This window comes from Streptomyces sp. NPDC031474 (assembly GCF_055581185.1).
Genome location: NZ_JBVIJX010000006.1, coordinates 202,723 through 223,629 on the forward strand (window position 1 = coordinate 202,723; position 20,907 = coordinate 223,629).

The window sequence follows — 20,907 nt, forward strand, 5'->3', positions numbered from 1 at the left end:
TGGGTGGTGGATTGCGTCGGGCGTTCCTGGTGGGAGCCCGGCCGTGTCCGGGCCCTCGCTGATCGGCTGCTGTCGCTGAGGGCGCGGCGGCCGCGGCGCCTGTCAGGCGCGGTCGAACCCGCGTTCGCGTTCGATGTCGGTGACGTGCCTGCGGTGTTCGTCGTTTTCGGCCTCTGCTGCGCGGGCGTAGTGACGGACGACGTCAGAGCCGAAGAGGCGGTTGGCGAGGCTGCTGTCGCGGAAGTGGGCGAGGCCGTCGGAGAGCTCCCGGGGGACGGGCACGTCGTGCCTGGTGGTGTAGGCGTCGCCGAGGCAGGGCGGCGGGGGATCGAGTTTGTCGGTGAGGCCGTGCGCGATGGCGGCGATGGATGCGGCGAGGGCGAGATAGGGGTTGGCGTCGGCACCCGGGAGACGGATCTCCAGGTGTGTGCTGTCTGCCTGGCCGGTGACGCGGACGGCGCACCCGCGGTTGTCGCTTCCCCAGTTCATGTACTGGGGGGCGAAGGAGTGCGCGGTGGCGTACCGCTTGTAGGAGTTGACGTGCGGCGCGTACAGCGGGGCCATGTGGGGCAGCGCGGAGAGCAGTCCGGCGATGCTGTGCCGCATGGCGTCGGTCGGGAGCTGTCGGCGCGTGGTGACGAAGGCCGGGGCGTCGTTCTCCCACAGGGAGAGGTGCACGTGCAGCCCGCTGCCCACGCCGGTGAAGGGCGCCGCCATGAAGGTGGCCGTCAGCCCCCGTAGCGCGGCGGTGTGGCGCACGGCGTGCTTGTAGACCGTGTAGTCGTCGCACGCCTCCATGGCCGGCCCGTAGGGGAAAGTGACTTCTGCCTGGCCAGCGGCCCCTTCCGTCTTGACTGCCTCGACGGGGATGCCAGCGCTGTGGAGGACGTGTTCCAGGTCGCTGAAGAAGTCGGCCAACAGCGGGGGGTGGCCGAGGGCGTAGTCGAGGTTGTGCGGCACGACGGGTTCCATGCCACGGCACAGGACGAATTCGCTCTCCAGCCCTGCCCGCACCTCGTAGCCGAGATCCGCCAGGCGGCCGAGCCAGGTGCGCAGAAGGTGGCGCGGAGCAACCTCGACAGGTGCGCCGTCGGGGTGAACGGCGTCGCAGTGGACGAGCGCGGTGCGGGACAGGTAGGGCAGCACGCGCAGCGTCTGCGGATCGGCGTCGAAGCCCATGTCCTGGAAGCCGTCGTCCCAGCTCGTGAGGGCAAAGCCGGTCAGGGGGTCCATGTTGACGTTGGTGGCGAGGACGTAGGAGCAGGCTTCCGACACGCGGGGGCCCTCGTCGAGTCGTTCGAGGAAGGCGTGCCCCGCGAGGCGCTTGCCCATGAGGCGGCCCGTCATGTCGGGGACGGCCACCATGACCGTGGAGATGGTCCCCTGTTTCACCGCCGCGCGCAGGTCATCGAGGGAGATACGCCCGGCCGGCTTCGGCGTCTGGTCGTCCATCAGATGACACCTTCGAATTCGCTGTGGGCGGTGGCACTGCTCAGGGACGGGATCTGGTAGCTGCGACGGCCCTTCGTGATCCACAGGACCCACGCGAGCAGGAGTACCCCGATCAGCGCGACGCCGGCGTAATTGAAGGATGTGGCGGTGATGGGGGCGACCTGCGGCAGGCAGAACAGGACCGTGACGAAGACGACCCACGTCACGGCCGTCCAGCCGATGAGACCGCTGAAGCGGCCGAGGTTCCACGGCCCCGGGGTGAAGCGGTTGCCGGCGCGCAGCCGCAAGTAGACCGGGATGGCGTAGGCGGGCGTGATGCCGATGACGTTGATCGCCGTGACCGCGGCGTACGCGGTCGGCGAGTACAGCGACGGCGCGGCCAGTACGAGTGCGGCGCCGACGGACAGCCATACGGCGGCGACGGGCGTCTTGGTGCGGGGACTGACGCGACGCCAGGTGCCGGCGAAGGGAATGGCGCCGTCGCGGGAGAACGCGAACACCATGCGTGAGGCGGCCGCGGTCTCGGCGTTGCCGCAGAAGAGTTGAGCGACGATCACGATGAGCATCAGCGCTTTCGCTCCGTCGGCCCCCAGGACGTCGAGGAAGATCTGTGCGGGCGGCACACCGGTCGCGCTGCCCTGGGTGCCGGCGTAGTCCTGGATGGCGGAGGTGAGACCGGCCAGCAGGACGAAGCCGACGATCCAGGACACCCAGATGGAGCGGACGATGCCCCGGGGCGCCGATATCTGGGCCCGGGTGGTCTCCTCCGACAGGTGCGAGGACGCGTCGTAGCCGCAGAACGTGTACTGCGCCAGCAGCAGCCCGAGCGCGGTCACGTACAGGCCGTTGCCGATGCCGGTGCCGTTGTTGAAGTGCGTGAACACGAACTCGGCGCTGCGGTGCTGAGCGGGAGCGAGGGTCAGGGCTCCGACGATGACGGCAACACCGATCAGGTGCCACCAGACGGAGACGGAGTTCAGGACGCTGACGAGGCGGACACCGGCCACGTTCAGCAGGGCGTGCAGCAGCAGAATCCCCGCGAAGATCATCATGGTCTTCTCGGGGCTGGGGACGAACCCCCACTGCAAGTTGGCGAACGCTCCGACGAACGTGGCGGCGCCGTAGTCGATCCCGGCGATCGCGCCGAGCAGCCCGAGGAGGTTGAGCCAGCCGGTCACCCATGCCCAGCGGGGCCCGCCGAGCCGGTGCGCCATGTAGTACAGGCCGCCGGAGGTGGGGTAGGCAGAGGTGACCTCCGCCAGCGACATGCCCAGAAGCAGGACCATCAGGCCCACGCCGACCCAGCCCCACATGACGACGGCGGGGCCGCCGGTGTTGAGGCCGAAGCCGTACAGCGTCATACAGCCGGACAGAACGCTGATGACGGAGAAGGAGATCGCGAAGTTGCCGAACGGGCCCATACGGCGGGACAGCACGCTCTGGTAGCCGAGTCCGGCCAGGACGTCGTCGTCGTTGGCCAGCCGGTGGGCGCCGGTACTTCTCGCAGACACCGAAGGAATCCTCTGATTCGATAGGGAGACGGAACGGGAAAGGATTGGCTTGCGGCCGGGGGAGCACGGCTTCTCACGTGCGAGCGGACCTCCGTCTGTACGCGTAGGCGCGCGCTTGCAGGAAGTCGTCCTCCCAGTACCGGCCCGCCTTGCTGACGTATCGCCACGGTGCGGGAGTGGCGAAAGAGCCGATCGCCTCGAACACCCAATGCGCACCGGCCATACCGGAGGCCGTGAGCGTGTAGGCGAGATAGTTCAAGTCCAGCAGGGAAGCCTCGCCGGGATGGGTCAGGTAGGCGAACCATGAATTCCGCGCCAGGCCGACGTAGTACTGGATCATCTCGTTCTGCCAGAACCCGATCCCGGCGGATATCTGCCCCCCGGCATTGCGCTGCCGGAATTCATCCACATACGCGTAGAGCGGCAGAGTGAGCAGGACGGACCCTGGCTTTACGCGCGAGGCGACCCATCGTGTGAAGTCCACGGCTCCGTCCCCGCGCGCTTGGAGGCACTGAAGCATGCGGTGGTAGGCCTCGCGGTTCGCCGGATCGCGTCGGCTGACCTCCCACAGCAGCGGCCAGGGCCCTCGCGGCAGCATCGTCTCGGGCGGCGCCGCCCAGTGCTCCGGGCGGTGCGCGGCCCTGATATCGAGGTCGAGCTGGGCAAGTGCAAGCTGGTCCACCCACGGCACAGGGTCGGCCGGCCAACGGACCGCCGCCTCATCACAAGCACCGCGCGCCATGCGAATCCGACGAAGGACGTCGCCAGCGGCTCCCGCACGATGCGTGACGAGAGCCCGCTGCGTCAGCACCCGGGCCCGCATCATCGCGGCGTTGGCATCGCCTGGATCCTCCGCGTACCAGGCGTCGACCGCGTCACTCTGGGCTGCGGCGACCGCCAGGACTTGGGTCCGGGACGTACGCGAAGCCCAAAGGGTGTGGTCGAGCAGCTCCTTGGTGGACAGCCACCGGCCGAGTTGGAGATCTTCGAGCGCCAGGCGCAGTTGTTCATCACGGCCTGCCCTGTGGGGAGTCAAGCTCGTGCTGGTCGGCGGCATCAGCACGCCCTCTTCAAGTAGCGGGGTAACACGAGACCGGCACGGTGGCTCCAACAAGGGGTGGTGACCGCGGCCTTCACGACTGCTCCTTCGGCAGGGCCAGGCAGCACCATGTCGTGGCACCGGCGTCGCTGGTGCCCCATTCCCCGCCGTTTTCCCTGGCCAGGGCCTCGACCAGGGCGAGGCCGCGCCCGGACTCGGCGTTGTCGTCGGCGGGCCTGGACATGGCGCTTCCCTCCATGCCGTCGTAGACCGCGATGCGAAGAGAGCCGCCGTCAACGGCGATCGACAGGCTGATCTCAGTAGTGCCGCTGTGCAGGAGCGCGTTGGTAAGCAGCTCCGAGACGATCAGCATCACGTCGTCCGTCATCGATTCGAGCCCGCAGTATCTGAGCCGCGCGGCCGCGATCCTGCGCATGATCCCTACTCGGCCTGCGTCCACACTTCGGGGTGGTTCGCCACGTCGGCGTGATACGACGCCGAATCTCTCGTGCAGTACGGCCCCGCCACGGTGTGGGGTCGCACGAGGCGTCCATGCGACGGTCGTCGCTCCGGCAACTCTGGGGGGCATGGGGGAACTCCCTGATCCACGATTGTGCGCAGCCGAGCACTCTCAGCAAGGGCTGATACGAGCGTTGCAACCGCGTGCAGACGGCTCTACCCCCAGACCCCCCTCGGGTTTTGGCGCAAAGTTGACCGGTTCCCTCGCAACTTCCCCGGACTCTCCTCGGAACCGCTAAGTAGCGTCCGCTTGGGGCAACTTGATAGGGACAGCGTTCTACCGTTGTGGCAGTGACGTACCAGGTCGTAAGAGTGGGAGGCGAGCGCCGTGTTGTTCTTCCGGTACACCCTCGAATCGCGTGGCGTACGAACCCCGGAGGACATCCTCCCGCTTTACAAGGCGGCAGCCGCAAAGCTCGGTTTAGCAAACACGGAACCGGCCTCGAAGACCGTTGAGGGATGGTTCTACGACGGCAGAAGGCCTCAGCGAGCATTTCGCCCCGTCATCGTCGAAATGCTGGGCCACAGCATCGATGACCTGTGGACCGAGGTACCCGACGGCACTACGCCGAACTGCTCTCCGTTGACCGGCACGTCACCCACTGACTCCCCTGCCGATGCCGGCAGGGACCTGAGCGAGATGAAAAGGACGGGCACGATGGCTGTGCGACGCGCGAAGGAGTTCCTCCTGGGAAAGGACCGCGAGACGGTAGGGGAGGACACACTCGGCCTGCTCGACGACGAGGTGGGACGCCTCGTCGCTGCGTACCCGCGTGAATCCCTGTCGACGATTTGGGACGACCTGCTCGAGACCCAGGATCAGGTCTTCCGACTCCTCGAGGGTGGCAGGGTCCACCAGCTGTCACATCTCCGTGACCTGAACGCCAAGGCCGCCATCCTGTCGTTCCTCGTCGCCAAGGGCTTCAACGACATGGAGTCCCCGCACCAGGCCATGACCATGACCCGCGTCGCTGCCTCCTGTGCCAGGACAGCCGAGCACCCTGGACTCATCGCCCTCACTGACGGGCTCAAGTCACTCATCGCCTACTGGGCAGACAAGCCCGAAGACGCCTATCACTACGCCAGTCAGGGGGCAGCAACTGCCGCTGGCCTGCGCGGAACCGTCGGGCTGTGGCTGCTCGGCCTCCAGGCCCGTGCTGCCGCGGTCCTGGGCGACGAGGAGTCGGTGCGCAACGTGAACCAGGAGGCCACCGACCGACGCGAGCACGTCGTCTACGACGACTTGGACCGGCTCGGTGGGCTGTTCACGTATGCCCCGGAGAAGCAGCTCTACTACGAGGTGGAGTCAGAGGCGCTCCTCGGCCATGGTGACGCCCAACTCGTCGCGCAGGCGGAACAGGCCGTACAGGGATTCAGCGATCCCAGCGCCCCAAACTGGGCGTTCGGAGACCTCGCGGGATCGCGGTGCGACCTCGCGTTGATCCGTCTCTTCAGCGGTGACGTGGACGGCGCAGCAGCCGCTATGCGCCCTGTCCTGGACCTGCCGAACTCGCACCGCAACAACGGCATCGTCGTATCAGCGCTGCGCGTTCGTCACTCGCTGATGAGCAGTCCCGCTCGTACGGCCGTTGTCGCCCGCGATCTCCGTTCGGAGATCGAAGCCTTCCCAGCCAGTCGGCCGGCGCTTCCTCGCGGGTAGAGTCCGAGGCATGCATCCGGTCACGCGCTCCAGCCCGCGGCTTGGTCTCCGTGAACTCTCCATGGAGGACGTCGACGCGGTGCTCGCCGTCTATGGCAGTCCCGAGGCGACGGAGCACCTGTCGTTCGAGCCGCGCAACCATGATCAGGTCACCCAGATCGTCGCCCGGTCCATTGCCCTAGCCGTGACGGAACCGCGCAGCGAGTATGCACTCGCTGTCGTGGAGCGGGACACGAACGAAGTGATCGGGTTCGGCCGACTTGCCATGGATCCACACCAGCAGCGCGCGGCAACGTTCGGCTTCGCGCTGCGCCCAGACACCTGGGGTGTCGGCTACGGCGTTGAGACCGTACGGCTCCTGCTGGGCCTCGGGTTCGAGTACCTCGGCCTACACCGCATATGGGGCGCGCGCTCCCCACTCAACGAGGCCTCCGCGAAGACGATGACGGCAGCGGGCATGGTTGAGGAAGGCACTATCCGCGGCCACATCGAGAAGGCCGGCAGATGGCGTGACTCGGTTGTGCACTCGATGCTCGAAGACGAATGGAGGCGGATCGCCGAGTAAGCGCAGAAAGGCGACGGGATGATCTTGACGGCCTTCAGGCAGCGTCCACGGCATCTGGTCGCGGCCCGAACCCCCGCCGACAGCGTGGATGGGAGATCGGCCACTCCGCAGCTTCCTCGACCGTGCGGATGGTGTGGTTGGCCTTGTCAGGGTCCTGGTGTGTAGTCCAGCCGCAGTCTGATCCGTCGAAGACCTCGACCATGGACACCCCGGCCTGGCGGGTCCGGTTGAGAGTGCCAGCGTTGTAGGCGACGGCCGACTTGGCGAGCGTCGCGGCCTCAGCCCACACGCGCACCGGCATGCGCGCACCGTTGCGGTAGATCACGTACGCGAGTTGATGTTCGGCGGCAAGCCGGTCAGCGAGGCCTTTCGCTGCCTGCAAGGCGGTGGTGTGGCCGGCGGCCAGTAGCGGCACTTCGCGGCGAGCGGCATCCCGTACGGCCCGATAGAACACGGCGGCCATGCGCTGCTCTTCCTCGGAGCGGCGCAGGAAGTCGACGTAGGAGTCGGAGGCCAGCGACTGCAGGGCCTCGGTGTGGATGAGCGTCCAGGAGAAGTGCCCGCCGACCGTCGCGGCTGCGGCCCGCGCCCCTTCCTCGTACAGGTGAGGCAGCTGGCGTGCCACGAAGGCACGGGCCTCGGCGTCGACGCGCTGCTGGAACTCGACGATGGCGGCCTGGAACTGTGCGAGCCGGTCGGCGACCATCCGGGAGCCGGCGTTGTCGCCGATCGCGGCGAGCACGGCAGCCTGCTGGTCCGCCAGGCGCTGCCAGGCGTCCTCCAGCACCGCGGCGACGCGCGCAGCCACGATCTCGGCGTCTCCGGGCGTCAGCGGTGGGAACTCGTACGCCATTACCGCCACCGGTGGTGGCGTCGGCGACGAGCGGACTGCAGTGGGGCGATGACGAGGGTGTCCCCACCGTTCGGCTCGTCGGGGGCGGTCGCATCCTCCACAGAGGCGATCTGCCGTTCCAGGCCGGTGAGGTTGTTGGACTGGTCGAGGGTGGCCACACCGTTGACGGTCAACTGCAGGGGCTCGGCGAGCAGCTTGGCACGCCGCTCGCTCAGCACTTCCAGGGCCACAGCCCGGGCCGAGCCGAGCCGCGCGTAGCGGGTCTGCAGGTCGGCCTGGTCGGTGTCGGGGCCGAGCTGCGCCAAGAGCCAGGCGAGGACAGCGGGATCCATGGGCGAAGTCCTTCGGTATTGCGGCCCGGTCCCGGCACCCCCACCGCATAGGGATGTCGGGCCCGGACCAGCCTCGGTCACTGCTCGTCGGCCGGCGTGCGGCTCCGGCGCCGGGCGGGCTCCGGGGCAGGAGCCGGAGCCGGCTCCGGGGCAGGATCCGACACGGTGGGCGTGGCTCCCGCCTCCCCGTCCGCGCCGATCGGATCCGGGGTGTCCTCCTCCGAAGAAGGAGCCTCCTTTGACCAGGCGGCCGGGTTCGGGATGAGCAGGACGAGCCGCTCGGGAACCTCCTCCCCCGCTTCCAGCCGGATGGGGCCCTGCTCGGGGTCTCGTACGAACACCGTGCGCGCCAACTTCGCCATGACCAGCTCCTTTTAGAGGGTGGTATGTGAGTGCATAGGTGATTTGTGCCTCGCGGGATTTCCGCTGGCGGAGTGCCTGGACGGTGGGCCTCGGACACGGGGCTCGGTTTCGCGCCTCACCGTCCACACCAGATGCATCAGGTGATGAGGCCGGCGCTGATCAGCCAGATGTGTTCGCAGGTCGAAGATGCCTTTTGCAACTCCTCGCGGGACTCTTGCGAGGCGTGGTAGAACGTCCGCTCGATCATCCAGCACAGGGCGCGTGCCATCGCCGACGCTTGCTCTGGTTCGGTGCCGGCCTCAACGCCGGCTCGTTCGAGGACGGCGGCGATGGCCGTGATGAACAAGTCAGCTGTGTGGCTCCACAGCTCGCCGATCTCCGACACGGTCAACGACAGGTCGATCGCCGTGCGCATGACCAGACCGTGCTCGTTCCACAGCTCGACCGTGCGCCGCATCGCTGCCGCGATGGCCTGGCGTGGCTCGTCGGTCTGCGCGGTGGCCCGGGACCGCTCCCACAGGTGCTCAACGGTGCGGGCCACGAGCGCCGTGACCACTTCTTGCTTGGAGCCGAAGTAGAAGTACAGGGCGCCACGTGTGATGCCTGCGCCCTGCGCGATGTCGCCAACGGTCATTGCGTCATAGCCCTGTTGCGCCAGCAGAGCTTCGCAGGTGTCGAGGATGGCCCGCTCCCGGACGTCACCCTTGCGTTCGGTGGTGCGTCGGCTCCGCGCGGGGTGGTGGCCGGGCATCAGAGCTGAGCGCCCTCGGCGAAGTCGGTGGTACGGGAGAGCGTCTCCCAACCGCGGATGTCCTCGTCCACGGCCGTGCGCGCGGCGGTGACCAGTCGCAGAGCGTCCGAGCCCAGGACGAGGTGGGCCGGCGGCTGGTCGACCGACGCGATGTGCACGACGGCGTCCCCGGCCTTGGCCGGATTGCCCAGCTGGTTCCCGCTGGCCTTCTGCCGCGCTTCACGGATCGGGGTGAACAGCTCGTCGTAGTCGTCGATGGACCGCGCGGTGCGTGTCATGGACCGTCCGGCCCAGTCGGTGCGGAAGGACCCGGGCTCGATCGCCGTCACGTGGATCCCGAATTGTGCGACCTCCTTGCCCAGTGCCTCAAGGATGCCTTCCAGGGCGAACTTGCTGCCGCAGTAGGCGGACATGCCGGGCACGGCCATCAGCCCGCCCATGGAGGTGACGGCCATCAGGTGTCCGCGGCGGCGCCGGCGCATGTGGGGCAGGGCCGCCTGCAGCGTGGCCACTGTCCCGAATACGTTGACCTCGAACTGCCGTCGCACGTCGGCCAGCGGCGTCTCCTCGAAGGTGCCCTCCAGGCCGTAGCCCGCGTTGGCGACGACGACATCCAGGGGGCCGACGCTCTGCTCCACCTCCGTGATCACACTCGAGACGGCGGCGTCGTCGGTCACATCCAGGATGCGGCCGTGAGCGTACCCGGGTTTGAGCCCTTCGAAGGCCCGCAGGTCCTCCTCGGAGCGGACCGTGCCGACGACGGTGTGCCCGGCGGCCAGGGCGGCTTGGGCGAAGGCACGTCCAAGGCCCGTGCTGACGCCGGTGATGAGCCACTTCTGCTGCTGCACTGCTCCTCCAGAAAGGTCTCGCGAGGAGCTGGACTGCCCCCTCACCCAGAGATTCTACACAACGTCGAGTTTTATCAACGTGATGTTGATTCTGTCGCCCCCGACGGCATCATGCTCAGCCGACGTCAATCCGGTGAGCGGGCTGGTCGCGGTGACGCGGGGTGGCTTACGGCCGCGGCTGGGTGAACAAGCCCTGCTCGGTCTCGGCCAGGATCCCGCGTTCGGCGAGCCGCTTGAGTTTCAGGCGGGTGTTGTTGATGGTGTTGGGCGCGATCTCCAGGTCCATCGCCTCGCACACCTGCCGCGCCCGCAGCGGGGCCTCGGCCGCGGCGAACACCGCCATGATCTGCTGGTAGGCCGGATGGTCCGGCAGCTTCGGGGCCGGCGGCGCGGACGGTTGCGGATCGGGCAGCTCCAGCAGCGTCTTGCGGGTGATGCGGATCTCCTCGGCGGCCCGGTGAAACTCCTCGAGCTGCGCGGAAAGCTCCGCGATCCGCTCCCTGGCCGCCTCGGCCTGCGCGGCGATCTCCCGTTCCCGCTCCTCCAGCCGTGCCAGCACCGCGCCGAGGGTGAGTTGATCGCCGGTCACGGTGCGCCAGGCCGGCGCGGTCGCCCCGGTCAGCCGGCGCAGTATCACCGCGGTCATCGCCCAGTACACCCGCGACTCGGAGGTGCGGGGCAGGTGCTCGTAGTCGCGCACCAGCCTGCGGTGCAGTATCAAGATCCCGTAGGCGCGCTCCACGATCCACCGCTTGGGGATCGGCACGAACCCGGTCTGGGCGGGGTTGCGCTCCACGACCTCTACCTCGATGCCCACCTTCTGCCCGCGCGCGACGACGGCGTTCTTGAAGCCCTGGTCGACCAGGGCCTTCTCGACGGTGTCGGTGTCGGCAACGACCTTGTCCAGCAGCGTAATGCCGACGGCGTTCTCGTGCACCGACGCGGCCGCCACGACCACCGCGATCACCAGCCCCAGGACGTCAACGGCCAGGCCGCGCTTGCGGCCCGGTACTTTTTTTGCCGCATCACGTCCCGTCGACTGCGCGGGCACTCCGGCCGCGACGTGCACGCTCTGGGTGTCGAGCACCACCAGGCTCGGGTCCGCCTTCCGGCCCGCCTTCTCCCGCACCTGCCAGCGCAGCAGGTCGTGGATGGTCTGGTCGGTGCCGTCGTCGCGCCAGGTGTAGAAGTAGTACTTCACCGCGCCGGGCGGCGGGAAGTCGTGCGGCAGCAGGTCCCACTGACATCCGGTGCGGCCCTGGTAAAGCAGCGCGTTGACGATCTCCCGCATCGCGTACCGGCCCTGATGGCCGCTGACCGAGGGATGCGCGGCCTTCCACGCGGTGATCACCGGCTCCACCAGCGCCCACTGCTCGTCGGACAAGTCGGTCTTGTAGGGCTTGCGCTCGCTCACGGTGTCCAGCCCAGCACGCCCGTGGCCGCCGACCGGCCGGGATACCGTCCTGCCACACGTCCAGGTGATGACAAATCACCGATGCACTCACATACCGCCCTCTTAGAAGACCGTCGCGGCGATGTGGATGTCCGGCACGTACAGCACGGGCATCGCAGCGGCGGCAGAGATCGTGGACAGCTGGACTGGGGTGCGCGTCTGCACATGGGTGGTGATCACGATGCCGGGGGCCTCCTCGGCAGTGATGACGCCCTTACCGCGGAGCTCGATCGCCTCGGCGGTCAGTCCGTACTGGGTCTCGCCCCACTGTTCGCGGCGCGGCGGGATCATCGCCCACAGCGACTCCGGGGTCGTGCGCACCAGGTTGTCGCTGCTGTCGTACGCCTGCACGTCGTAGGCGGTGACGGGCGGCAGGTTGTACTTGGCGCGGACCCGGTTGACCTCCTCCGGAGCGAGCATTCCGCTCGGGATCTGCTCGGTGGAAGGCGAGTTGTGGAACGCGGCCCGGTACTCCGCCGCGGACCCGAGCAGCGACAGCGCCTTCTCCGAGGTGATGACCCGCTCGGGGCGCGGCGCGCCGATGCTCTTCAGGTAGTGGATCCACGCCAGCTCGTCGGTGATTGGGGTGGCCGCAGCCGATTGGGACCACGGCACCGCCACCGTCGGCCGGTTGGCGGCCGGCACCTTCCAGTCCACGTCGAGGGCGACTCCAGGCAGGGACACGATCCCGGTGGACAGCATCTGGCCGGCGGCGATCTCCATGGCTGCCTGCGTGGCCTCCACGTGCTGTTCGAGGTCGTCGTAGAGCAGGTCGAGGAACTCGCTGGTGTCCTGGCCGCGGTCGACGGCGGCCAGGATGATCTGGAGTTCGGAGAAGGGCAGTTCCTGGCCGACCCAGGGCAGCATGCCTTCGTTGATGACCTGCTCGGCACGCCGCCTGGCAAGCATCGGCGCGGCTTCCCACGCGCGGAACTTCGCCGCGTTGACGCGCCGCTTGCTGCTCTTGGTACGGAACTTGACGTTGTCGATGTTCCGCTCGGCGAACACCTCGCGGGTGAGGAGGTAGTCCTCCGGCGTGTCGATCGCTTTGATGAACGCCTGGATGTCTTCGGGGACGATCGCCTCAAGAAGCTTCTCAAGTGCCATGGGGCTGCCTCCTTACCGGTAGTGGACGAACGCCGTCGTGTTCGCGGCGGCGGGGGGCGCGAAGGCGACGGGCAGCTTCGACGCGTACACTTCTCCGCGCCACAACAGTGCGCCCGCGGTCCTCGGAGAGCCGGGAGTGAACGCGGTCTCGGCAACGAGGAATCCAGCGAGGATCTGAGTGCCGTCACTGGCTGCGGCGTTGTAGGGCGCGTACAGGCCCGATGCGGTGACCCGGCTCAGTGGGATGCCGGACTTGATGATGTGGCGGGGCTGGTTCTGCGTGCCCGCCGTGTAGTGGGTGCCTGCCGTCAGCTTGCTGGTGTCGACGGTGATCGTCTGGGCTTCGTGGACGCCGTCCAGCGAAGCGAGCCATGTCCGGTCGTCGGTGACCGTCGTGGCAGTGGTGAGGACCTGGTAGTCGCTCACGATGTCTCCCTCGTGGGTGCGGATCGGATTCCTCCCGCACCCGCGCGAGCGGCAAGGGGCGGTGTCCACGAAACGGAATGACACGGCCGAGCCGCGCCAGGGCGTGGTCCCTGATCAGCCCGACCGGCTTCCGGAAGGGCGTCCACGATTGGAGGGGCGTGGTCCCAGGGCTATGCGTCGTTGACGTGGTCAGTCGCTGATGAGCCCTCGCCGCCGGGCCATTTCGAGCCCGGCCGCTCCGCGCCGGGGTGGAATGCCTCCGCGCTTCGGCGTGCCGCCGGCGGGAGATCCGCCCGGAGCGGGCGGCACCGTTTCCCGGGCAGGACCGAACAACTCGGGGCGGCGCTCTTTCAGTTGCTCAGCTGCAGTTTCGACGGCCGCCTCATCAGCGTCGGGCTGGTCGTGCAGAGCACGGTCGATGAGGAGCACTGCGTCATCAAGGTCGTCCCCCGTCGCGCCGAGTCCTCCGAGGGTGGCGCGCCGGATGGCAGCACGCTCCCTGGCCAGGGCCTGCGCCTCGCGCGACTCGGCTGACCTCAGTTTCTCCTCGGCGGCCCGCTCGCGGCGTTCCATCTCGGTCAGCGCGGCCTGGTCGGCGTCGCGCTTGGTGGTGATGAACTCGGTCAGCGCCTCGGAGCTGTCGAACCCGAGGTCACCGAGCAGCTTCTTCACGGCCGCCCGGCCACCCTGAGTCTTCTCCCGGGCCAGCAGCCGCGACAGGTCTTCCTTTGTGACACCGCTGCTCGGGGCATCACCCTCGTCACCCGGCTTGTTGGAGTCGTCCTCGGGCGAGGCTCGGAGGATCGGATAGATCGGCCGCCCGTCACGGCGGTGCCCGACCGGTTCGAGCGGATTGGGGAGTGAGGGGCGCGTCATGCGTGAACCGTCCACAGGTCTCCAGCGCCCCCGCGCCGTCGATCAGTGTAGCCACTCCCCCCACGCGGCACACGGCCCTGTGCAGGGGCCGGAGTCAGCGGGGGCCGGGCCCGGCCGCCTCGCCGATGGTCCCGGTTGCGCCGGGCGGCTGCAGTTGTCCCGACGGCAACGGCTGGGCCGCAGGCGGGCTGGTCGGCGGCCCGTCCTGGGAACCGGTCCGGCCAGGCTGCACGAGGGGCACGGCAGGCACAGGGTCGGCTTCCGGCAGGCCCAGGTATTCGCGCACGGCCGCGTTGTCGCCGGTCGCGTCGGCTAGTCGGGCGGCCTGGTCGAAGGCCCGTTTCTGGATGCGTTCGATCTCCTCGGCGACGTCCTCGACGGGGTAGCCCGCCTCCTTCAGCATCCGCACGGCGGTCTCCAGGGAGAACACGCCAGCCGCGTAGCCGGAGGTGACGTCGTTGAGGACGGTGGTGCGGTCGGTGGGGGTGTGCGCGCCCCACACCAGGCGTGCGGGCAGCGACTCGCCGGCGGGCCACACCTGCCCGGCCTGGTGCAGGCGCTGCACCAGGCGCAGCAGCAGCTGGTACTTGTGGTCGCGGGCCAGGCGCATCGCCCCGACCAGGGAGTCCAGCGGGCCAAGAGCAAGCTGCAGCGCGTACCCGGATGGCACCTTGGCCACGTCCAGGGTGCCGAGCCCGGCCGTGGTCAGGCGAGTGTTCGAGGCGAGCCGGTCCAGTAAGTGGTCGATGCGCTGGCGCAGTTCAGCGAGCTGCGCCGACGTGTCGAGGGTGTCCATGCGGCCCGAGTCGGACAGCTGCCACACGGTTCCCGCCTCCACACGCACCGGCAGCGGCTGCCCAGTTGAGCGGTCGATGGGCAGCCGCGCCCCGGCGAGGGCCACAATGGGCGTGCCGGTGGTCGACGAGGCGGAGGCGCTGTCGGTGTCGGTGGCGGCCAGCTCGTCCAGCAGCTGCAGCACCGTCGCCAGCGTCGGCTTCCCCCAGTGCTCGCCTGCATCCGGGATCGAGTTGGGGACGTGCACGACCGGGATGAAGTCCACCATGAGGTCGAGCCGGTCGAGGACCTGGCCGTCGGAACGTACCCGGTAAGCAGCCTTGTCGGCGGGCAGGCTGAACACGTCGTGTGCGGAGCCGAGGTCTTCCAGCAGCCACTCGGCGTCCGTCAGGTAGCACGTCGTCCACGACGGCTTGCCCGGCGCCCACGGGTAGGTGCGGGTCAGTGTGCCCGTGAGCGGATCGAGGGTGTCGCCGACGGTCAGCACCGGGTCTCCGTCCGCTCTGGCCACCTGCTCACGGATCGCGCGGCCGTCGCTGGTCCGGCCGGACGCTGTGGCGGGCCCGATCGGGCCCAGCTCGTAGGTGATGCGCCGCACGCGGTCCTTGAGGCCGCGCACTGGGTCGGCGGGCAGCTCCCATGCGAAGTGCACACGCTGCGGGTACTCCTGAGCGTCTTGCTCACCCTCGTCCCACTCGGGGAAGTACCAGCCGGGGTCGTAGGTACGCAGCAGCACACGACGCTTGGACGGCTCCCACGCCAGCGTGTAGACGCCGTCCCCGCAGCGCACCGCGCACCGTTCGGCCTGCTGGATGCGCAGCGGCAGCAGCTCCTTGTCCGCCCACGAGCGCAGCTTGTCCTGCAGGTCGGCCGCAGCCCCGGCTTCCGGGGTGAGCCCTTCGTCGCCTTGGTCGTGGTGCTCGGCGCCGGGCACCACGATGGTCTGCTTCGCGCCCAGGAGGTAGCTGAGCGTGGTGTCGATCAGCTTGGCCGGGTCGCCCAACTCGCGGCGCTCCACGCCGCGGTGGTCGTCACCGGTGACGGAGGCTAGCTGCCCGGCCTGGTTGGAGTCGTACGCGGCCAAGAACTTGTAGGCGGCCAGGCGGCGCAAATCCTCGGCAGGCACCCACGAGGTATTCAGCTCTGGGAACGCGTGGTGGCCCCGCCGGCTGGGGTGGGCCATCGTCTGCTTGTAGTTGAGCCACGACCAGGCGTCGATGAGCAGTTCACGCGGGTGCCTCACAGGTGCCCCTCCAGGCGACCGGGCCCCGCGCCCACAGCCAGCTTAGGCCTTGATCCACCGATGTGGTCTGGAAGTGACAGAGTCCGCGGAGCGCGGTCTTCAGTGCCTGCTTGGGACCATCCCCGCGGGCGCGGGGAGCAGGTCGACGCTTCCGAGGGCGGCCATGTACGAGCCGGGACCATCCCCGCGGACGCGGGGAGCAGGAGGCCAGGCCGCGCCAGCTGACCGGGAACTCGGGACCCTCCCCGCGAGCGCGGGGAGCAGCTGCCCGTCATCGAGGAGGGGAGGCGCTTCTCGGGTCCATACCCGCAGGCGCGGGGAGCAGGGGGAGGGGCCTCGTCCGCGCGTAACCCGTGCGGGACCATCCCCGCGGGCGCGGGGAGCAGAAAGAAGTCTGAGCGGTCTTGATGCCGGGCTGGGGACCATCCCCGCGGGCGCGGGGAGCAGGTTGGGGTGGGTCCGCCCCCGGCCCATATGGCGGGACCATCCCCGCGGGCGCGGGGAGCAGGCTACCCGTTGCGGGCGAAGGCCAGTGCGGTGCGGGACCATCCCCGCGGGCGCGGGGAGCAGGTCACGAACTTGTAGATCTTCAGCTCCAGCGTGGGACCATCCCCGCGGGCGCGGGGAGCAGGCCGTCGACAGCCCCGACCGGATCGTGTCCCAGGGACCATCCCCGCGGGCGCGGGGAGCAGCGTCCGTCCGGGGTGACGGTGATCGTGTAGCGGGGACCATCCCCGCGGGCGCGGGGAGCAGTACATCGCTGAAGCCCTCGAACTGCCCGCAGGGGGACCATCCCCGCGGGCGCGGGGAGCAGCCCAGCCCGGAGTCCAAGGAGGAACTGGGCAAGGGACCATCCCCGCGGGCGCGGGGAGCAGTGGACTGCTCCTCGCGGCTGGTGCGGGTGTGGGGGACCATCCCCGCGGGCGCAGGGAGCAGTGACTCCCGGACGGGAGTACATGGGGCAGGTAGGGACCATCCCCGCGGGCGCAGGGAGCAGCGGGCGAAGCGGCAGGTAGTTGGAGGTGGAACGGGACCATCCCCGCGGGCGCAGGGAGCAGTGCGGGGTGTGAATGCCGCAGCCGGCCAGGGGGGGACCATCCCCGCGGGCGCAGGGAGCAGTCGACGTCCGGGCCGTTGCCGGTCTCGGTCACGGGACCATCCCCGCGGGCGCAGGGAGCAGGGCCTTCCGTTGATTTCACCGCGCGATGGGCGGGGACCATCCCCGCGGGCGCAGGGAGCAGCAGTCGCCGCCGAGTTCGCCGAGGGTGGGCGGGGGACCATCCCCGCGGGCGCAGGGAGCAGCCATGCTGCTGAGGGGATCGAGGGTGTCTGTCGGGACCATCCCCGCGGGCGCAGGGAGCAGGGCGGCGAGTTGCGCCGCCAGCTGGTCATCGAGGGACCATCCCCGCGGGCGCAGGGAGCAGGGTGCGGCCGGACCGTATGTCGCGCAGGGTCCGGGACCATCCCCGCGGGCGCAGGGAGCAGACTGCCTGACCTGCGCATCTCTCACTTGGGGCGCAGGGTTTCACCCACTTTCACGAATTCCGACAAGTGGAACATAAGGGACTTGTATCCTTGGGGCGGTGACAGCGAACTAGACACCATATGACGCGAGCGCACCTGGGTGGAAGTCGTACGGCTGGCTGAACCACAGATCAGACCCGTTTCTTCGATTTGGCCTGCTGGGCACCGGTTTGCGTGTAGGCATATTGCATGAGGAGTGCGGAAGATTCCCTCTCTGGCCTGCTGTCGCGACTTGAGACCGCGGCGCGGTCGGTGTGGGCGAAGCATGATCGTGATGCGGACGGTTGGCAGCCGTTGTGGCGGCACATGGAAGACAGCGGCGCCGTCGCCGGCCTTCTGTGGGACGAGTGGCTGCCTTTCGGTGTGCGGCGGTTGATCGCTGAGGAGTTGCCCGACGGCGAGGCAGATGGTCGCAGGCTTGTCGTGTGGCTGGCGGGTGTGCATGACATTGGTAAGGCGACGCCGGCGTTCGCCTGTCAGGTCGATCAACTGGCTGATGTCATGCGGGGCAAGGGCCTGGAGATGCGGTCCCGTCAGGCGATGGGGCCGGATCGGCGCCTGGCGCCGCACGGGTTGGCCGGTCAGCTACTGCTGAGCGAGTGGCTGGAGGAGCGGCACGGATGGCCGCCCAAGCACACAGGGCAATTCACCGTCGCGGTGGGTGGGCATCACGGGGTGCCACCGGAGAACGGCCAGATCAAGGCCCTGTACGACCATGACGAGTTGCTGCGTACTCCTGGCCGCAGCAGCGGGATGTGGCACCGGGTGCAGACGGAACTGCTCGACGCGTGCGCGGAGCACTTCACTGTGGCGGATCGGCTGGAGGCGTGGCGGGAGGTGAAACTGCCGCAGCCCGTGCAGGTGCTGCTGACCGCGCTTGTCATCGTCTCTGACTGGATCGCCAGTAATCCCGATCTCTTCCCGTACTTCCCGGAGGCCGCCACCCGTAGCAGTGAGGAACGGCTGGCGGCGGCGTGGCGGGGGCTGGACCTCCCGGCGCCGTGGCGGGCGGAAATGCCTGTCGGGGATGCGCAGGAGTTGTTCGTGTCTCGGTTCGGGCTTCCGGCGGAGGCAAAGGTCCGGCCAGTCCAGGAAGCGGCGTTGCAGCTGGCTCGGGAGATGGAGACGCCCGGGCTGATGGTCATCGAGGCTCCGATGGGGGAAGGGAAGACGGAGGCTGCGCTGGCTGTGGCGGAGGTCTTCGCGGCGCGTTCGGGTGCGGGCGGTGTGTTCTTCGCGTTGCCGACGATGGCGACGGGCAACGCGATGTTCCCGCGGCTGCTGGAGTGGCTGAAACGGCTTCCGCATGACGGGAGTTACCGGCACTCCGTGCACCTCGCGCACTCCAAGGCGGCGTTGAACCAGGACTTCGCCGGTCTGCTGGCCCGTGGCGGGCGGGTGACGGCGGTTGACACGGATGCAGCCGCACCTTTGCCGCGGCGGCTGGGGGAACCGGCACGGTCGGCGGGAGCCGAGCTGGTCGCGCACACCTGGCTGCGGGGCCGTAAGAGGGCGATGCTGGCGTCGTTCGTGGCGGGCACTGTCGACCAATTGCTGTTCGCTGGGCTGAAGAGCCGGCACCTGGCCCTTCGTCACCTGGCGGTGGCGGGCAAAGTCGTCGTCATCGACGAGGCGCACGCCTACGACACCTACATGAGCGTCTATCTGGACCGGGTGCTGGCCTGGCTGGGCGCGTACCGGGTTCCGGTGGTGGTGCTCTCGGCGACTCTGCCTGCTGCGCGTCGGCGTCAGCTGGTCGAGGCGTACTCCGGGGTGGCTGTCGCACACGTCGAGAGTGCTCCGGCAGACGGGGTGTATCCGTTGCTCACCGCCGTCGCACCGGGCGGCAGGCCCGTCGTTCGCCGTCCGGCTGCTTCGGCCCGGTGCACAGACGTCCGGGTGGAGCGGCTTGCCGACGGTCTGGATGTGCTGGCCGACCGTCTGGAGAGGGAGCTGGTGGACGGCGGGTGTGTGCTCGTCGTTCGCAACACGGTCAAGCGGGTGCTGGAGACGGCCCGGGTGCTGCGGGCCAGGTTCGGCGACGGGGCCGTCACCGTGGCGCACTCGTGTTTCGTTGACGTCGACCGGGCGGCCAAGGACGGTGACCTGCTGCGGCGGTTCGGTCCGCCCGGTAAGGCGACGGGACGGCCTTCCGGGCAGCACGTCGTGGTGGCCAGCCAGGTGGCCGAGCAGTCCCTGGACGTGGACTTCGACCTGTTGGTCAGCGACCTGTGCCCGGTGGACCTGCTGCTGCAGCGCATGGGCCGGCTGCACCGTCACCGGCGCGGGGAGGGCCAGAGCGAGCGGCCCGCGCCGCTGCGTAGGGCGCGGTGTCTGCTGACCGGTGCCGACTGGGCCGGAGAGGTGCCGGTCCCGGTGCGCGGGTCGGTCGCGGTGTACGGGGCGTATGCGCTGCTGCGGTCGGCGGCGGTGCTGCTTCCCCATCTCGACGGCGGGCCGCAGCGGCCCGTGCAGCTGCCCGCTGACATCAGTCCGCTCGTCCAGGACGCCTACGCCGAGGCTCCCGTCGGGCCGGAGCACTGGGCTCCGGTGCTGGAGGAAGCACGGGGGCGGTTCGAGCGGCACCGGGCCGACCAGGCCGAGAGGGCGACGGTGTTCCGTCTCGGCGAAGTCGGCCGCGCCGGCAGGCCGTTGTTCGGCTGGGTGGCAGCCGGCGTCGGCGATGCCGATGACACCCGCGCGGGACGAGCCCAGGTACGCGACAGCCGCGAGAGCCTGGAAGTCGTCGTCGTGCAGCGGCGTGCCGACGGCACCCTCGCCACCCTGCCGTGGCTGGAACCCGACAACAAGGGCCGCCCGCGCGCAGGGCTCGAGCTGCCGCAGGACCAGGCGCCCACGTCGTTCGCCGCCCGGACAGCGGCCAGCTGCGGACTACGGCTGCCCATCCAGTTCTCCTACGCCGAGACCCTCGACAAAGCCATCGCAGAGCTGGAGCAGCTGTACGTGCCCGCTTGGCAGGGCAAGGACAGCCCGTGGCTTGCTGACCAGCTGATTCTCGCGCTCGATGAGGATTGTCAGACCCTGCTGGCAGGCTATGCGCTCCACTACAGCCCATCCGACGGCTTGGAGGTGACCCGTGGTTGAACGCGACAGGAGTAGCTCGGCACATACGTCGTTCCAAAGATCCCCGCTGACGCGGGGAGCAATGAGCTGCGCCCCTCAAATCGGGACCATCCCCACGCTGATGGGGAGCAAGATGTGCGTGTCGCTACGGCCACCTGCTGCTGCAGCGATCAGCTGTGGGAGCTTAACCGACTCGGCCTATGCCAGCTCGCGTGACCTGGAGGGTCACACATCCTTCGACAAAGCCGGCTTCGCCTCTGCCCAGCGCGCCATCGGCGAACCGGCCACCGCAGAAACGACACCTGCGAGCGCAGTCGCGATCCCCCATCTGACCCCGTCGTCGTCTGGGCCCCCGAAGGGCAGCCAACTGCCCAGCATGAGAGTCAGCCAGAAAATGGCGACGACTCCGATGATCACGGTTCCCCACCGCATCCATCCCGACACAGCCTGACTACTCTCCCCTTAAATCGTTTCCCTCGTACGCAGACACTGTGGAGTGACGCGTT

Annotated in this window: 17 protein-coding genes, 1 pseudogene and 1 CRISPR repeat array; of the genes and pseudogenes, 3 read left to right on the plus strand and 15 right to left on the minus strand. The window is 68.9% G+C overall.

What is annotated here, in order from left to right; all coding sequences use genetic code 11:
- Window positions 1-102: 102 nt before the first annotated feature.
- The 4 genes from ACZ5SK_RS13965 to ACZ5SK_RS13980 form a co-directional block, all read right to left on the minus strand.
- A complete protein-coding gene (locus ACZ5SK_RS13965) occupies window positions 103-1,452 on the minus strand; it encodes a glutamine synthetase family protein (protein ID WP_468576026.1) in 1,350 nt (449 codons plus the stop codon).
- Window positions 1,452-2,963: an amino acid permease gene (locus tag ACZ5SK_RS13970; RefSeq protein ID WP_334578181.1), complete on the minus strand. Its 1,512-nt coding sequence runs from the start codon at window positions 2,961-2,963 to the stop codon at window positions 1,452-1,454. Before ACZ5SK_RS13970 ends, ACZ5SK_RS13965 begins: the two co-directional genes overlap by 1 nt.
- A gap of 73 nt (window positions 2,964-3,036) precedes the next feature.
- On the minus strand, window positions 3,037-4,026 hold the full coding sequence (locus tag ACZ5SK_RS13975) for a hypothetical protein (RefSeq protein ID WP_443041249.1): 990 nt from the start codon (window positions 4,024-4,026) through the stop codon (window positions 3,037-3,039).
- Between the two features lie 70 nt (window positions 4,027-4,096).
- Window positions 4,097-4,591: an ATP-binding protein gene (locus tag ACZ5SK_RS13980; RefSeq protein WP_443041250.1), complete on the minus strand. Its 495-nt coding sequence runs from the start codon at window positions 4,589-4,591 to the stop codon at window positions 4,097-4,099.
- 258 nt (window positions 4,592-4,849) lie between these two features.
- Between ACZ5SK_RS13980 and ACZ5SK_RS13985 the strand changes: the two genes are divergently transcribed.
- Both ACZ5SK_RS13985 and ACZ5SK_RS13990 read left to right on the plus strand, forming a co-directional pair.
- Window positions 4,850-6,181 (plus strand): hypothetical protein, encoded by a 1,332-nt coding sequence (locus ACZ5SK_RS13985; protein ID WP_334578183.1) that lies wholly within the window; start codon window positions 4,850-4,852, stop codon window positions 6,179-6,181.
- Between the two features lie 10 nt (window positions 6,182-6,191).
- Window positions 6,192-6,746: a GNAT family N-acetyltransferase gene (locus tag ACZ5SK_RS13990; protein ID WP_334578184.1), complete on the plus strand. Its 555-nt coding sequence runs from the start codon at window positions 6,192-6,194 to the stop codon at window positions 6,744-6,746.
- A gap of 34 nt (window positions 6,747-6,780) precedes the next feature.
- Here the strand turns inward: ACZ5SK_RS13990 and ACZ5SK_RS13995 are convergent, their stop codons facing one another.
- From ACZ5SK_RS13995 to ACZ5SK_RS14040, 10 genes and pseudogenes are all read right to left on the minus strand, one after another.
- Window positions 6,781-7,599 (minus strand): hypothetical protein, encoded by an 819-nt coding sequence (locus ACZ5SK_RS13995; protein ID WP_334578185.1) that lies wholly within the window; start codon window positions 7,597-7,599, stop codon window positions 6,781-6,783.
- Window positions 7,599-7,931: a hypothetical protein gene (locus ACZ5SK_RS14000; protein WP_334578186.1), complete on the minus strand. Its 333-nt coding sequence runs from the start codon at window positions 7,929-7,931 to the stop codon at window positions 7,599-7,601. The genes ACZ5SK_RS13995 and ACZ5SK_RS14000 overlap by 1 nt, the downstream gene beginning before the upstream one ends.
- A gap of 77 nt (window positions 7,932-8,008) precedes the next feature.
- Window positions 8,009-8,293 carry a hypothetical protein gene (locus tag ACZ5SK_RS14005; protein WP_334578187.1) on the minus strand — a complete coding sequence of 95 codons (285 nt, stop codon included), beginning with the start codon at window positions 8,291-8,293 and terminating at the stop codon, window positions 8,009-8,011.
- Between the two features lie 137 nt (window positions 8,294-8,430).
- Window positions 8,431-9,045 carry a TetR/AcrR family transcriptional regulator gene (locus ACZ5SK_RS14010; protein WP_334578188.1) on the minus strand — a complete coding sequence of 205 codons (615 nt, stop codon included), beginning with the start codon at window positions 9,043-9,045 and terminating at the stop codon, window positions 8,431-8,433.
- Window positions 9,045-9,893 (minus strand): oxidoreductase, encoded by an 849-nt coding sequence (locus tag ACZ5SK_RS14015; protein ID WP_334578189.1) that lies wholly within the window; start codon window positions 9,891-9,893, stop codon window positions 9,045-9,047. Before ACZ5SK_RS14015 ends, ACZ5SK_RS14010 begins: the two co-directional genes overlap by 1 nt.
- A gap of 592 nt (window positions 9,894-10,485) precedes the next feature.
- Window positions 10,486-11,307: pseudogene (locus tag ACZ5SK_RS14020) on the minus strand (IS5 family transposase); the annotation flags it as partial.
- Window positions 11,308-11,409: 102 nt separating this feature from the next.
- Window positions 11,410-12,453, minus strand: a complete 1,044-nt coding sequence (locus ACZ5SK_RS14025) for a major capsid protein (RefSeq protein WP_334578190.1) — start codon at window positions 12,451-12,453, stop codon at window positions 11,410-11,412.
- 12 nt (window positions 12,454-12,465) lie between these two features.
- A complete protein-coding gene (locus ACZ5SK_RS14030) occupies window positions 12,466-12,879 on the minus strand; it encodes a head decoration protein (RefSeq protein WP_334578191.1) in 414 nt (137 codons plus the stop codon).
- Between the two features lie 189 nt (window positions 12,880-13,068).
- Complete coding sequence (locus ACZ5SK_RS14035; protein WP_457495153.1) at window positions 13,069-13,770, minus strand: hypothetical protein; 702 nt, start codon at window positions 13,768-13,770, stop codon at window positions 13,069-13,071.
- Window positions 13,771-13,849: 79 nt separating this feature from the next.
- A complete protein-coding gene (locus ACZ5SK_RS14040; RefSeq protein ID WP_334578193.1) occupies window positions 13,850-15,793 on the minus strand; it encodes a hypothetical protein in 1,944 nt (647 codons plus the stop codon).
- A 112-nt stretch (window positions 15,794-15,905) separates the two neighbouring features.
- Window positions 15,906-17,278: direct repeats of the CRISPR family, unit length 29 nt; unit sequence GGGACCATCCCCGCGGGCGCAGGGAGCAG.
- A 291-nt stretch (window positions 17,279-17,569) separates the two neighbouring features.
- Between ACZ5SK_RS14040 and cas3 the strand changes: the two genes are divergently transcribed.
- The gene (cas3, locus tag ACZ5SK_RS14045) at window positions 17,570-20,422 is read left to right on the plus strand and encodes a CRISPR-associated helicase Cas3' (RefSeq protein WP_468576113.1); all 2,853 of its coding nucleotides are present in this window, start codon (window positions 17,570-17,572) and stop codon (window positions 20,420-20,422) included.
- A gap of 204 nt (window positions 20,423-20,626) precedes the next feature.
- On the opposite strand, the gene ACZ5SK_RS14050 is transcribed toward cas3, so the two are convergent.
- The gene (locus ACZ5SK_RS14050) at window positions 20,627-20,818 is read right to left on the minus strand and encodes a hypothetical protein (RefSeq protein ID WP_334578195.1); all 192 of its coding nucleotides are present in this window, start codon (window positions 20,816-20,818) and stop codon (window positions 20,627-20,629) included.
- Window positions 20,819-20,907: the final 89 nt, after the last annotated feature.

Excerpts from the sequence above, each read along its gene's own strand:
- ACZ5SK_RS14000 (WP_334578186.1), bottom strand. The coding sequence starts at position 7,931 with ATGGATCCCGCTGTCCTCGCCTGGCTCTTGGCGCAGCTCGGCCCCGAC.
- ACZ5SK_RS14025 (WP_334578190.1), bottom strand. The coding sequence starts at position 12,453 with ATGGCACTTGAGAAGCTTCTTGAGGCGATCGTCCCCGAAGACATCCAG.
- ACZ5SK_RS14010 (WP_334578188.1), bottom strand. The coding sequence starts at position 9,045 with ATGCCCGGCCACCACCCCGCGCGGAGCCGACGCACCACCGAACGCAAG.
- ACZ5SK_RS13995 (WP_334578185.1), bottom strand. The coding sequence starts at position 7,599 with ATGGCGTACGAGTTCCCACCGCTGACGCCCGGAGACGCCGAGATCGTG.
- ACZ5SK_RS13990 (WP_334578184.1), top strand. The coding sequence starts at position 6,192 with ATGCATCCGGTCACGCGCTCCAGCCCGCGGCTTGGTCTCCGTGAACTC.
- ACZ5SK_RS14005 (WP_334578187.1), bottom strand. The coding sequence starts at position 8,293 with ATGGCGAAGTTGGCGCGCACGGTGTTCGTACGAGACCCCGAGCAGGGC.
- ACZ5SK_RS13980 (WP_443041250.1), bottom strand. The coding sequence starts at position 4,591 with ATGCCCCCCAGAGTTGCCGGAGCGACGACCGTCGCATGGACGCCTCGT.
- ACZ5SK_RS13965 (WP_468576026.1), bottom strand. The coding sequence starts at position 1,452 with ATGGACGACCAGACGCCGAAGCCGGCCGGGCGTATCTCCCTCGATGAC.